We start from the raw sequence: 13,152 nt of genomic DNA on the forward strand, positions 1-13,152 counted from the left end.
AAGGCCATCTGCCTCCTGGGCAGATGGCCTTTTTTGTGGCCGGTGCACAGCAGCGGGCTCAATGCGCCGTTTGTGCCTCACCGCCGTCGTCAGGCACATCGGGCGCGTGCGAAGAGAGATTCAGCAAGCCATTGCTCTGTGCGTACTGGAAAAGTTCGGAGTCTCGATCGAGTCCGAGCTTGCGCATCGCCGTGTTCTTTTGAGTACTGATGGTCTTAATACTTCGATTCAGTTTCTCGGATATTTCCTTAATCGTCATCCCAGAAACAAAGAGTCGCACGACTTCGAGTTCTCGCTTTGAGAGGATCACTTCGTCGGTTTTCCCACCGCTGTTGATGCGCAATTGATCGAGCGCAACCTTCACCTGCGGACTCATATATTCGAGATTGCGACTCACATGCTGCACCGCGAGGCCGATATGGCTGAGGTCGTCGGACTTGTGCACCACCGCGATCACGCCAAGTTCGCCCAGGCGTTTGAGCAGCGCGGCATTTTCAAGCATCGTCAGGACAACGATAGGAACATTCGGGAAGTTGCGCCGCAGGTAGCCGATGAGCGGCAAACCATCGCCGTACTGGCCGCCCGGCATGGCAAGGTCAGTGACCAGCACGTCGCAGGGAACCGTTTGCAACGCCTTGACGAGCTCGGTGGACTGGCGGGCACGGCCAACGACCTGGATCCCTGGAAAATTGAGCAGTGCATGTTCCGCACCAAACAAGATCACCGGATGATCGTCGGCGACTACGACCCTGATTGGTTGCTGCATTACCCCTCCCTGTAGGCGAACCTGCTTCTCTCTCCGGCGCGAGGCCAGCCCATATTTCGCTTCTTGTTTCTGGCGCCCGAAGGCTTTACGTGCCCAAGCAGGAGAATATACGACTATAGCGGAATCCTACCGCTCATTCTGTACGCGCGCAGGCGAAAACTCGCTCGCTTATACCGCTATATTGGATCAAATTCGGACTAGGGAACAAATCAAACCTTTCCTTCAGGACTACGTGGCCCGAATTTCACAAACATACAGGAGAACTCGCTGATGCGTACTCCATATGACTTTCGGCGCGGTTGCACGCGCCGTGCAAGCGTATTCACGTGGCTCGCCTTCGCGAGCATCGTGACGACCGCCAACTTGGCCTGTGCAGGCGAAAGTTTCACGGTAACGAGCGCCGATCTCAGTGACGGCGGAAAAGTCGGAGCGCGACAGATTTTCAACGATGCTGGCTGCAAGGGGCCGAACGAATCGCCAAGTTTGACCTGGCGCAATGCTCCTGCAACTACACGTAGTTTTGCCATTACGATCTTCGATCGCGACGCGCCTGGGCGCGGCTGGTGGCACTGGGCCGTCGCGAATATTCCTGCAAGCGTGAAGAGCCTGCCGGAGAACGCCAGCGCTTCGGGCGCGCTGCGCAAACTCGGCGCGATCGAAGCGCGCAACGACTTCAGCATCGACGGCTACGGGGGACCGTGCCCGCCGCCGGGCAATCCCCATCGCTACGTCATCACCGTCTACGCGCTAAACGTCGATACGCTCCCGCTCGCGCAAGGCCGCCCTGCCGCGCTGTTCGATCGCGAGATCAGCGGTTCGACGCTCGGAAGCGCGCAAATCATCGTGACGTACGGCCGCTGACCGGAGCGGTTGCGCGCCACTCGCGGCCGATGCGCCATGCGACGGATGCGGCAACACGGAACTGTTTAAGATAACGCGTCCCGTTTCAGCGGCGCGCGGGTTGCCGCGCTGCGCATCGTCCCCCACCCCTTGAATGGAGGAGTTGTCCATGTCCCGGATCGTCATTGCGTATCACAGTGGCGACGGCCATACGAAGAAACTTGCGGAGAACGTGCTGATGGGACTGCAGGGCTCGGGCGCCGACGCAAAGATGATCGCCGTGAGCGAGATCGACGATGCGGGCTGGGCGGCTCTCGACGCCGCCGATGGCATCGTGTTCGGCGCGCCCACCTACATGGGCGGACCGTCCGCCGACTTCAAGAAGTTCGCGGACGCGAGTTCGAAGGCATGGTTCACGCAAACATGGAAGGACAAGATCGCCGCGGGCTTCACCAACTCGGCGACCATGAATGGCGACAAGTTTTCGACCATCCAGTATTTCGTCACGCTGGCGATGCAGCATGGCATGGTCTGGAGCGGCACCGGCATGCTGCCCGCGAACACGAAGGCCGCCACGCGCAACGACGTGAACTTCGTGGGCGGCTTCACCGGGCTGCTCGCGCAGTCGCCGGCCGACGCCACGCCGGAGGAAGCGCCGCCCGCGGGCGACCTCGAAACGGCGCGCGCCTTTGGCGTGCGCGTCGCCGCCGTCACGGCCCGCTGGCTGACCGGCCGCGCGGCGAACACCTGAGCCATTGCCTTACGGGTAAGCCCCGATTTTTTCCAGGCGCGTTCACACGTGCGCCGGCATGACGTCTTAAAATACCGTTCCAGCGCCGCCCTGGGTGATGGCGCCCCGCAATCCCCCCGCGTTCAGAGAGACTGAGATGAGCACGAAAGTTTTTGTCGACGGACAGGAAGGCACGACCGGCCTGAAGATTTTTGAATACCTGTCGCCGCGCACCGACGTCGAGATCCTGCGTATCGACGATGCGAAGCGCAAGGACGTCGAGGAACGCCGCCGTCTCATCAACGCTTCGGATGTGACGTTCCTGTGCCTGCCCGACGTCGCCTCGCGCGAGTCGGCCTCGCTCGTCGAAAACGACCGCACCGTCCTCATCGACGCGAGCACGGCGTTTCGCACCCAGGCCGACTGGGCGTACGGCCTGCCCGAGCTGACCAAAGCCCAGCGCGACAAGGTGCGCAAATCGAAGCGCATCGCGGTGCCCGGCTGCCACGCTTCGGCGTTCATCCTCGCCATGCGCCCGCTCGTCGAAGCCGGCCTCGTCGCGCCGGAGTTCGCCGCGCACAGCTACTCGCTCACGGGCTACAGCGGCGGCGGCAAGAAGATGATTGCGGATTACGAAGCGGGCGGCAACGCGAAGCTCGCGAGCCCGCGCCCGTACGCGCTCGGCCTCACGCACAAGCATCTGCCGGAAATGGCGGTGCACGGTGGCCTGACGTCGGCGCCGGTGTTCACGCCGATCGTGGGGCCGTTCTACAAGGGCCTCGCGGTCACGACCTATTTTTCGCCGAAGCAGCTCACACGCGGTGCAAAGCCGCAGGACGTGCAGGCGCTCTTCGCCGAGTACTACGCGGGCGAACAATTCGTACGCGTGGCGCCGTTCAATGCCGATGAAAACCTCGACGCCGGCATGTTCGACGTTCAGGCGAACAACGACACGAACCGCGTGGACCTGTTCGTGTTCGGCAACGACGAGCAGTTCGTCACCGTTGCGCGCCTCGACAACCTCGGCAAGGGCGCATCGGGCGCGGCGATCCAGTGCATGAATCTCGCGATCGGCGCGGCCGAGAATACCGGCCTTCATGTCTGAAGCCGCGCGGTTTGGCAGCGCAAACAAAAAACCGGCTCGCTGAGCCGGTTTTTTTGTATCCGATGTTTTGCGCCGTTGCAAAACCTGCAGACGAAAAAAAGCCCGCCAATGTTTGGCGGGCTGAATCCATATCAGAGGAGACATGGAGGAGACAAGAAGCAGTATATCGACTAGCGTGATGCAATGCAACATGTAAAGTAGTGCGCACCCTGAATGTTGCGCCACAACAACACATTCGTCATTGTCCTGTCATGGACAGGATGAACATCAACTGATCGAGCCCCACAGGTCGCACAAGATGCACGTCGAAGCCCGCCGCGAGCGCCTCGTCGCGGTGGCGCGACTCGCCCCAGCCGGCGAGCGCGATCAGGAGCGGAGCGCGCTCGCCGCTAATCGCGCGCAATTGCCGCACGATCATCCCGGGCTCGTCCTGCGCGAGCGAAAGCGCCACGATCGCCACGTCGGGCGCGCCGCGCGCGGCAAGATCGACCGCCTCGTCGAGCGTGCGAGCCACAGATACGCCGTAGCCAAGATCGGTCAGCAAGGTGCTGAGTCCGTCTAGCGACTTCTCGTCGTTGTCGGCGATCAGGATATGCGTCTCCATCCGCCGTTCTCCTACCCTGAAATGGGTCTCGCAGCCAGATCTCCCGATCGATCCGGTGCGCGCCCTGTCGTCATCATCGGTTCCCCGTCCCCACATCGCGGGCGGCGCCGCAAACCCGGCCGTCGTCCGTCGAGATGCGCCACATTGTGCAAAGCCTGGCCGCCAGGTCTTTGTGCGTCACCGAGCGATCGTCTAGAGATTTTGATCGCGAAACGCCTGCGAACGTTCGCCAGGCCTCATTGCGCCCCGGTATTCAGCCGTGGCCCGCGCGCCGCGCAGCGACCTTGCCGAGCACGGCGAAATCGCGCTCGCCGTCGCCGTGCGCCACGGCTTCGAGCAGGCTGTCGCGCAGCACGCTAGCGAGCGGCATCGGCGTCGCGGCGGCGTCGGCGGCGGCCAGTGCGAGCCGCACGTCCTTCAGGCCAAGGCGAGCCTTGAAGAGCGCAGGCTCGTAGCGCCGCTCCGCGATCATGCCGCCGTAGCCCGCATACACCGGGCCCGGAAACGGGCCGCCCGTCACGACGTCGAGGAAGTCGCGCATCGCGACGCCATAGCCGTCGAGCAGCGCCGCCGCCTCGCCGAGCGACTCGACAGCCGAAGCCAGCATGAAGTTCGCGGCGAGTTTCATCACGTTCGCCTGCTGCGGCACGGCGCCAACGCGCCATGTCTTCTGCCCGATTACGTCGAAAAGCGGCTGCACGCGGTCGATTGCCTCGGTCGCCCCTGCCGCCATGATCGTGAGCTTCGCCGCCTGCGCAGCGTCCGGGCGCCCGAGCACGGGCGCCGCCACGTAGCGCAATCCACGCTTGGCATGCGCATGCGCCAGCGCTTCGGCCAGTTCGACGGAAATGGTCGCCATGTTCACGTGCACGAGGCCTGGCTGCGCGTGATCGAGCAGCGTCGAGTCGATGACCTCGCGCAGCGCGGCGTCGTCGGCGAGCATCGAGAGCACGGCGTCGCCCGCGAAGGCCTCGCCCGGCGTGCCGACGATGCGCGCGCCCGCTTCGGCAAGCGCCTGCGCCTTCGCGGCCGTGCGGTTCCATACGCGCACCGTGTGGCCTGCTTTCAGCAGATTGCCGACCATCGCGCCGCCCATTTCGCCAAGACCGATAAATCCGATGTCCATCGCCTGCTCCTTCCATGAAAAACGAGGGGAAACCCGAGGAAAGATGCAGTACAGCACAAGGCGGCACGCGCTGCAGCCAGCCTCTCACGCCGCGAACACACGCACGCACTGCGGCAGGCGGTGCGATACTGCTTTGCATGGTCACCGCCACCTTTCGCTTTTACGAGGAGCTGAACGACTTTCTTGCGCGGCCGCTGCGCCGGCGTGCGTTCAGTTGCGCCTGCGCGCGCGACGCCACGGCGAAACACATGATCGAAGCGCTCGGCGTGCCGCATACGGAAGTCGAACTGATCCTCGTGAATGACGAATCAGTGGGATTCGACCATCCGCTCGCGGATGGCGACCGCGTGGCCGTCTATCCGAAGTTCGAAGCGCTCGACATCCGGCCGTTGCTGCGCGTGCGCGACGCGCCGCTGCGCGAACTGCGCTTCGTCGCCGACGCGCATCTTGGCGGCCTCGCGCAACTCCTGCGGCTGGCCGGTTTCGATACGCTCTACGACAACCACTTCCCCGACGAAGAGATCGAGGCGCTTGCAGCCGCCGAGCATCGCATCGTGCTCACGCGCGACCGTGAACTGCTCAAGCGGCGCAGCATTACGCATGGCTGCTACGTGCGCGCGCTAAAACCGCGCGCCCAGGTCCACGAGATTTTCGAGCGGCTCGACCTGGCGGCGAGTGCGCGGCCGTTCCGGCTGTGCCTCATGTGCAACGCGCCTCTGCGGCCCATCGAGCGCGCCGCGGTCCGCGAACGCGTACCCGCCGGCGTCTACGACCGGCAGACGCGCTTCGTGACCTGCGACGTCTGTCAGCGCGTGTTCTGGGAAGGCTCGCACTGGCAGCGCATGCGCACGCTGATCGACGGCCTCACGCGACCCACCGACGAAGCGCACGCGGCACACAACGGGCACAACCCGCACGAGCGCCACAACAGCCATGAAGGGCCGGATCGCGACGGCGGCGCGTAGGGGTATCGCAGGTACTCGATGCGGCCAAAAGGCGCTCGTGAGGCACGTAGCCGTGATGGACGCCCGCAGGCGTTTGCGTACAATGCGCGCCACCGCCCAACACCGGAGCACGACATATGGCCATGAAGAAAACCGACCTTGAGAAGAACAAGGCGCTGAAACTGATGCAAGCGACGAACAAGAGCGGGCCCGACCGCTTCGGCAAGGGTTCGGCACCGCAGCCGGCACTGGACCGCCGCGAACAGCGCAAGCTGGACCAGGCGCAAGGGCTCGTGCCGTTTGCGTGCAAGCTCAACGCCGATCTCGTCGAGCAGCTGAAGGCTCGCGCCGAAGGCCACCCGGGCGGCGTGAACGGCCTGCTCGCCGAATTGCTGGAAGCCGGGCTCGCACGCGACGCGTCCTGAACGCTCACCCGCGGCGAGCGCGCAAAAAAAAGCCAGAGCAGATGCTCTGGCTTTTTTATGGCTGGGGTCGCGCGCGGCGCTGCCGCCTCGTGAACCCTGTCGCGCGAGGGCTTTAGTTTGCCTGGCCCTTGTCCGACGTGCCGGCGGCCGATGCGCCTTCCGACACAGCGGCGCGCTTGCCGTGGTGCTTGAGTTGCTTGTGCTGCTTCTTGGCATGTGCCGGTGCGCTGGCTGCCGGTGCGGTTGCTGCCGGTGCCGAAGCGTCTTGTGCAAATGCCTGAACCGAGATCAGTGCTGCGGATGCTGCGACGAGCGAGGCGAGAATCTTTTTCATCTGTTGTTCCCCAAACCTGACAAATAATGACCGGCACGTTGTGAATTAGAACAGCGTGAAACCGCGAAACGATCCGCTTGCCGATCTGAGCGGGCGTTTCGCGCGAAGCAGTATTACGCAGCGTAGGGCGTTTGTCATCCGCTAACGGCCGGGTGTATTTTCCGGGAGACATTTCCCTTTCAATTCGGATACGATCGCCACTACGCGTTCGTTTTCCGGAAGTTCGTTGTTTTTTCACGTAATACGCTGAATCGGCCTGCCCCGATCGAATTCGGGCCAGATTGTCACCCGGTTCAGATGCAATCGCGAAAAAAGGGCGACCCAGCCCTTGCGCAACAGGACACCGCGCCCCACGCGCGCCAACCGTCGAAAACGCTGTCGCGCCCATTTCCCGCGAAAAGAGATCTCCGCTTGCAATCCGCTACCCGCCGTCACCTGCGCGCCAATCTGCTGATGCTGACCGCCGCCCTCATCTGGGGCTCGGCGTTCGTCGCCCAGCGACTGAGCCTCGACGCCATCGGCCCGTTCCTGTTCACCGGCCTGCGCTTCCTGCTGGGCGCCGGCGTCGTCTCCTGCTTCTTGATGGCCCGCGGCCAAGCCCGTGGTCGCCTGGCCGCGGGCAGCGGCAACGCGGCGGCCCCGGCGCTGTTCAACGGCGCGCTGCTGCGCTCGGGCACCGTACTCGGCCTCGTGCTGGCCGTCGCTATCTCGCTTCAGCAAATCGGACTCGGCTACACGAAAATCGCCAACGCCGGCTTCATCAGTTCGCTCTATGTCGTGATCGTGCCGATGCTGGGCGTAGTGCTGCGCCATCGCACGGGAATCGGCACATGGGTCGGCGCGGCGCTCGCTGCGGTTGGGCTCTATTTTCTCAGCATCAACGAGCACTTTTCGGTGATGTACGGCGACTGGTTCCAGCTCGGCTGCGCGCTCGTGATCTCGATCCAGGTCATGCTCGTGGGCCACTACGCGCCGCGCCACGACCCGCTCGCGCTCTCGATCGTTCAGTTCGTCGCCTGTGGCGTGGTGTGCCTCGCAATCGGGCTCGCGTGCGAACCGCTGCGCGCGGCCGACATCGTGCGCGCCGCGCCCACCATCCTCTATGGCGGCGCGCTTTCGGTGGGCATCGGTTATACGCTGCAGGTCGTCGCGCAGCGCGACGCCGCGCCCGCGCATGCCGCCGTGATCTTCAGTATGGAAGGCGTGTTCGCCGCGCTCGCGGGTTGGGCAGCGCTCGGCGAAACGCTCACGCCGCGCGCACTCGCCGGCTGCGCGCTCATGCTTGCCGGCTTGCTCGCCTGCCAACTGCTGCCGGCCTGGCAAGCGCGCCTTCGCGAGCGGCAACGTGCAACCGCGCAGCCTGCCGAAACGGTGTAAAACGCGCCACGATTTTTCGGCGTTGATATCGCGCTCTGCAGTTCTTTTTAACGAATGGCGTCGCTACCAAGCGGCGCCATTTTTTTTCGTGTGGATAACGTGTGACCGAGCCGCACCGGGCCAGGTTATCCACGTCCACCTCTGGACAACCTGGGGATGACCTGGCGAACGACCTGTGGACCACTTCTTGATAACCACGTGCCTGGCGTTGCGATCTGAAAAGTTATCCCAGGAGCCCGCAACGCGTACAAGCTTTGTCCGCATGGCTATCCGTTTTGCATCGGTATGAGCCGACAGGTGATTTTCCTGTTGTCCACAGTAAATGCCAGGACTTGTTAACTGCTACTACTTATAAATATAAATACTGAAAAGACTATGGGAAACACGTGACGCTCGCTGCGCTCGCGTGCTGCGCATTCGCGCAAAGTCATTGCGCGCTGTGTCATGCCAGCAAGAAATGAAAAAGGGCGTGCCCGCGAGGAAGCACGCCCTTGCTGAATGCATCGCGTGACGCCTACCGTGGGCGCTAGCCGCCCGTCATCATCCGCTCGATAGTCGGTTCGAGATCGAGCAAACCGACGGTCGCGGGCTTGGCCTCTACGACGCCGAAGCATTCCGCGCGGCGCGGCGCCGGATCGACGAGGAAATTGCGCGCGTAATGCCCACAACGCTCCGGTGGCAAAAGCCGCTCGGGCGGGATCACCTCGAACGCCGTCCCTACTGCGATGAAGACATCGTCAGGCGTCATGTTGCGCTGAATGCGCCAGAGCGTCTCGTACTCGGGCGCCGCCTCGTTGAAGAACACCACACCGGGCTTCACGCCCTCCACCTGACCGCACGACGGACAGGCGGCTTGTGGATCGAGTGCCCGGCCGGAGGCCGGGAAGCGATAGTCGCAGTCGGTGCACAGAAGCGAAATCATGTCGCCGTGCAGATGCGTGACCTGGCGCGCACCGGCCTGCTCGAGCATGTCGTCGATGTTCTGCGTGACGAGATGCACGCGCTCGGTGCCCCAGACGTCCTGCCACTTCACGAGCAGCTGGTGGGCGGCGTTCGGGCGCGCGTCGCCGCATTCGGAGATGCGCTGATTGTAGAAGCGGAAAACCGCGGGCCGGTTGCGGCGCCACGTGAGGTAGTTGCAGACCTCGTCGATGCTCGCGTTGGACCAGATGCCGTCGCCGGTGCGGAACGTTGAAATGCCGCTCTCCGCGGAGAGGCCCGCGCCGGAAAACACGAACAGGCGGGGTAGTCTGCCGGAGTGCCCCGGTTGCCGGGATTGCGCCACGTTTGCCACTTTCGCCTCCTTGATCGAACGGCGACATTATGACCTTACAGCGGTGTTTCGGCTGAGGATCGCAATGGCGATCCGCCCACGGTCCCAACGAGCGCGTTGCGCGGCCTCAGGGGCGTCGCAGCGCGTCAGATCATCCCCGCGCACGCAGCAGACCACGGCAGCCGCCTGAGCGGCCTCTCAACGGCTCCTGCGGCGATCGACAAAACAAAAAGGGGATGCCGTAATGGCATCCCCTTTTTCAACAGGCACGATCAGTGCGCGAAAAATCTCACTCCACCGTCACCGACTTCGCGAGATTGCGCGGCTTGTCCACATCGGTGCCGCGCACGCACGCCGTGTGATATGCGAGCAGTTGCAGCGGCACGACGTGCAGGATCGGCGAAAGCAGCCCGTAGTGCTCCGGCATGCGAATCACGTGGATGCCGTCTTCGCTCGTGATGTGCGTATCGGCATCGGCGAACACGTAAAGCTGGCCGCCGCGCGCGCGCACTTCCTGCATGTTCGACTTGAGCTTTTCGAGCAGCGCGTCGTTGGGCGCCACCGTCACCACGGGCATCGCCTCGGTCACGAGCGCGAGCGGTCCGTGCTTGAGTTCGCCGGCCGGATACGCCTCGGCGTGGATGTACGAGATTTCCTTGAGCTTGAGCGCGCCTTCGAGCGCGATCGGGTAATGCAGCCCGCGCCCGAGGAAAAGCGCGTTTTCCTTGCGCGCGAACTCTTCCGCCCACGCGATGATCTGCGGCTCCAGCGCGAGCACGCCGTTGAGCGCGGCCGGCAGGTGACGCAGCAGTTTCAGATACGCCGCTTCCTGCTCCACATTCACGTGACCGCGCAGCTTGCCGAGCGTGACCGCGAGAATGAAGAGGCCAACGAGCTGCGTGGTGAACGCCTTCGTCGACGCCACGCCAATCTCGCGCCCCGCGTGCGTGAGGAACTTGAGTTCGGTGAGGCGCACCATCGCGCTCGTCGCCACGTTGCACACCGCAAGCGTGTGCGCCATGCCGAGCGACTGCGCGTGCTTGAGCGCGGCGAGCGTGTCGGCGGTTTCGCCCGACTGCGAGATCGTCACGACGAGCGCGCGCGGATTGGGCACCGACTCGCGATAGCGGTATTCGCTCGCGATCTCGACATCGGTGCGGATCTTCGCCACCGACTCGAGCCAGTACTTCGCCGTGAGGCCCGCGTAATAGCTCGTGCCGCACGCGAGGATCAGGATGCTGTCGATACCCTTGAACACCTCGGGCGCGTTGTCGCCGAATAGCTCGGGCGTGAACGTGTCGGTGGCGGGAATCGTGTCGGAGATCGCGCGCGGCTGTTCGAAGATTTCCTTCTGCATGTAGTGGCGGTACGGGCCGAGATCGACCGCGCCGCCGTATGCGCCATAGGCCTGCACGTCGCGCACTTCGCGCGTCACGATGCTGCCCGCGCGATCGGCAATGCGCACACCCTCAAGCGTGATCTCGCACACATCACCTTCTTCCAGATAACTGATGTGCTCCGCGCTGCCCGCAATGGCAAGGCCGTCCGACGCGATGAAGTTTTCATCCTTGCCATAGCCGACCACGAGCGGCGAACCGGCGCGCGCGCCGACCACCGTATGCGGCTGGCTCTTGTGCACCACGCCGATCGCATACGCGCCCGCGAGCTGCTGCACGGCCGCACGCACGGCGGTGAACAGGTCGCCTTGATAGAGGCTGTGGATCAAGTGGGCGATGACCTCGGTATCGGTCTGCGAAACGAACTCGTAGCCCTTTGCGCGCAGCATCTCGCGCAGCGACTCGTAGTTCTCGATGATGCCGTTGTGCACGATCGCGAGTGTGTCGCGCGAGAAGATCGGGTGCGCGTTGTTCACCGTGGGCGCGCCGTGCGTAGCCCACCGCGTATGCGCGATGCCGGTCACGCCTTCGAAGTGAGCCTCGCGGACCTGCTCGTCGAGTTCGGCCACGCGAGCGACGCTGCGCACGCGCTGCGGGCCGTCGGCCGTCACGACGGCCACGCCGCACGAGTCGTAGCCGCGATATTCGAGGCGCCGCAGTCCTTCGATCAGGACGGGAACGATGTTACGTTGCGCAACCGCGCCGACGATGCCGCACATGGATTCGATCCTTTGCAATGAGAGGCGTGGGCGCCGCGCGGCGTTTCAAGGTTCACGCGAGCGGCGCCGGGTTTCAACCGTTCAGTTCTTTTTCTTGACCGGGCGAACGTAGCCGGTTTTCGCGATCTGCGTTTTCTCGTTGAGTACGAGCGTGGCTTCGGGCACGTCCTTCCACACCGTCGTGCCCGCTGCGATGGTCACGCCGCGACCCACGCGCACGGGAGCGACGAGCTGGGTATCCGAACCCACGAACACGTTGTCCTCGATGATCGTGCGGTGCTTGTTCGCGCCGTCGTAATTGCAGGTAATGGTGCCCGCGCCGATGTTCACGCCCGCGCCCACGTCGGCGTCGCCTACGTAGCTCAGGTGATTCGCCTTCGAGCCAAGTCCGATGTTCGCGTTCTTCACTTCGACGAAGTTGCCTACGTGCACGTCGTCGGCGAGCTTCGCGCCGGGGCGCAGCCGCGCATAGGGACCTAGCACCGCGTTCGCGCCAACCACCGCGTTTTCGATGTGCGTGTAAGCGTCCACGCGCGTGCCCGCGCCGATCGACGCGCTGCGGATCACGCAGTTCGGGCCCACGCTCACGTTGTCCGCCAGCGTCACCTCGCCTTCGAACACGCAGTTCACGTCGATGAACACGTCGCGCCCACACGTGAGCGAGCCGCGCACGTCGATGCGCGCCGGGTCCGCGAGCGTGACACCCGCCACGAGTAGCGCCTCGGCCACCGTGCGCTGATGCACGCGTTCGAGTTCGGCAAGCTGCTGCTTGCTGTTCACGCCGAGCGTTTCCCATTCGTCGTCGGGCTGCGCGGTCACGGCCGGATGACCGGCGGCGATCGCGGCTTCCACGACATCGGTGAGGTAATACTCGCCCTGCGCGTTGTCGTTCCTGAGCGCCGAAAGCCAGCCCGCGAGCGGCGCGGTAGGCGTCACGATGATGCCGGTGTTGATCTCGGCGATCTTGCGCTGGGCTTCGTTCGCGTCCTTCTGCTCGACGATGCGCTCGACCTTGCCCGCCGCGTCGCGCACGATGCGGCCGTAACCGGTCGGGTCGTCGAGCGTGACGGTGAGGATGCCGTAACCGTTATCGCCGGCGGTGTCGACAAGACGCCTGAGCGTGGACGTACGCGTGAGCGGCACGTCGCCGTAGAGCACGAGCGTGGGCACGTTCGCGTCGAGCAGCGGCAGCGCTTGCGCGAGCGCGTGGCCCGTGCCGAGTTGCTGCGCCTGTAGCGCGAACTGGACGTCGGGCGCGCCAACGGCTTCGCGCACGGCTTCGCCGCCATGGCCAACCACGACGACGAGCCGCGTGGGCGAAAGCGTGCGGGCAGTATCGATGACGTGCGAGAGGAGCGGCTTGCCGGCGAGCGGATGGAGCACTTTCGGCAGCGCGGAGTGCATGCGTTTGCCCATGCCTGCCGCGAGAATCACGATGTTCATTGCATCGGTGACTGGATGAGGAATGAAGCGGCTGATTTTAGCATGCGGGATATCCCCGACCCGCCAGCC

At 64.0% G+C, this 13,152-nt stretch carries 13 protein-coding genes; 6 read left to right on the plus strand and 7 right to left on the minus strand.

Annotated features, from left to right (window positions below):
• Positions 1-58: 58 nt before the first annotated feature.
• A complete protein-coding gene (locus L0U83_RS13250) occupies positions 59-766 on the minus strand; it encodes a response regulator (protein ID WP_233883204.1) in 708 nt (235 codons plus the stop codon).
• Between the two features lie 270 nt (positions 767-1,036).
• Here L0U83_RS13250 and L0U83_RS13255 point away from each other — a divergent pair, with 270 nt between their 5' ends.
• From L0U83_RS13255 to argC, 3 genes are all read left to right on the plus strand, one after another.
• Positions 1,037-1,627, plus strand: coding sequence for a YbhB/YbcL family Raf kinase inhibitor-like protein (locus tag L0U83_RS13255; RefSeq protein ID WP_233883207.1), 591 nt, complete (start codon positions 1,037-1,039; stop codon positions 1,625-1,627).
• A gap of 148 nt (positions 1,628-1,775) precedes the next feature.
• Positions 1,776-2,357: a flavodoxin family protein gene (locus L0U83_RS13260; RefSeq protein WP_233883208.1), complete on the plus strand. Its 582-nt coding sequence runs from the start codon at positions 1,776-1,778 to the stop codon at positions 2,355-2,357.
• A 136-nt stretch (positions 2,358-2,493) separates the two neighbouring features.
• Positions 2,494-3,441, plus strand: a complete 948-nt coding sequence (gene argC / locus L0U83_RS13265; RefSeq protein WP_233883210.1) for an N-acetyl-gamma-glutamyl-phosphate reductase — start codon at positions 2,494-2,496, stop codon at positions 3,439-3,441.
• A gap of 238 nt (positions 3,442-3,679) precedes the next feature.
• Here the strand turns inward: argC and L0U83_RS13270 are convergent, their stop codons facing one another.
• Positions 3,680-4,045: a response regulator gene (locus L0U83_RS13270; RefSeq protein WP_233883212.1), complete on the minus strand. Its 366-nt coding sequence runs from the start codon at positions 4,043-4,045 to the stop codon at positions 3,680-3,682.
• Positions 4,046-4,298: 253 nt separating this feature from the next.
• Positions 4,299-5,171: an NAD(P)-dependent oxidoreductase gene (locus L0U83_RS13275; protein ID WP_233883213.1), complete on the minus strand. Its 873-nt coding sequence runs from the start codon at positions 5,169-5,171 to the stop codon at positions 4,299-4,301.
• 137 nt (positions 5,172-5,308) lie between these two features.
• Between L0U83_RS13275 and L0U83_RS13280 the strand changes: the two genes are divergently transcribed.
• Positions 5,309-6,136, plus strand: a complete 828-nt coding sequence (locus L0U83_RS13280) for a Mut7-C RNAse domain-containing protein (RefSeq protein WP_233883216.1) — start codon at positions 5,309-5,311, stop codon at positions 6,134-6,136.
• 116 nt (positions 6,137-6,252) lie between these two features.
• Positions 6,253-6,540 (plus strand): hypothetical protein, encoded by a 288-nt coding sequence (locus L0U83_RS13285; protein WP_233883218.1) that lies wholly within the window; start codon positions 6,253-6,255, stop codon positions 6,538-6,540.
• 112 nt (positions 6,541-6,652) lie between these two features.
• Here the strand turns inward: L0U83_RS13285 and L0U83_RS13290 are convergent, their stop codons facing one another.
• Entirely contained in the window at positions 6,653-6,874 is a 222-nt protein-coding gene (locus tag L0U83_RS13290; protein ID WP_233883219.1) for a hypothetical protein, read from the minus strand.
• A 411-nt stretch (positions 6,875-7,285) separates the two neighbouring features.
• On the opposite strand from L0U83_RS13290, the gene L0U83_RS13295 reads away from it, so the two are divergent.
• Positions 7,286-8,251 carry a DMT family transporter gene (locus L0U83_RS13295; RefSeq protein WP_233883220.1) on the plus strand — a complete coding sequence of 322 codons (966 nt, stop codon included), beginning with the start codon at positions 7,286-7,288 and terminating at the stop codon, positions 8,249-8,251.
• Positions 8,252-8,777: 526 nt separating this feature from the next.
• Here L0U83_RS13295 and L0U83_RS13300 read toward each other — a convergent pair.
• The 3 genes from L0U83_RS13300 to glmU all read right to left on the minus strand — a co-directional run bounded on the left by L0U83_RS13300 (position 8,778) and on the right by glmU (position 13,083).
• A complete protein-coding gene (locus tag L0U83_RS13300; protein ID WP_233883221.1) occupies positions 8,778-9,545 on the minus strand; it encodes an SIR2 family NAD-dependent protein deacylase in 768 nt (255 codons plus the stop codon).
• A 268-nt stretch (positions 9,546-9,813) separates the two neighbouring features.
• Positions 9,814-11,640: a glutamine--fructose-6-phosphate transaminase (isomerizing) gene (glmS, locus tag L0U83_RS13305; RefSeq protein WP_233883222.1), complete on the minus strand. Its 1,827-nt coding sequence runs from the start codon at positions 11,638-11,640 to the stop codon at positions 9,814-9,816.
• 81 nt (positions 11,641-11,721) lie between these two features.
• Positions 11,722-13,083: a bifunctional UDP-N-acetylglucosamine diphosphorylase/glucosamine-1-phosphate N-acetyltransferase GlmU gene (gene glmU / locus L0U83_RS13310; RefSeq protein ID WP_233883223.1), complete on the minus strand. Its 1,362-nt coding sequence runs from the start codon at positions 13,081-13,083 to the stop codon at positions 11,722-11,724.
• Positions 13,084-13,152: the final 69 nt, after the last annotated feature.

It is taken from the genome of Paraburkholderia flagellata (assembly GCF_021390645.1).
In the GTDB taxonomy this organism is placed as follows: Bacteria; Pseudomonadota; Gammaproteobacteria; order Burkholderiales; family Burkholderiaceae; genus Paraburkholderia; species Paraburkholderia flagellata.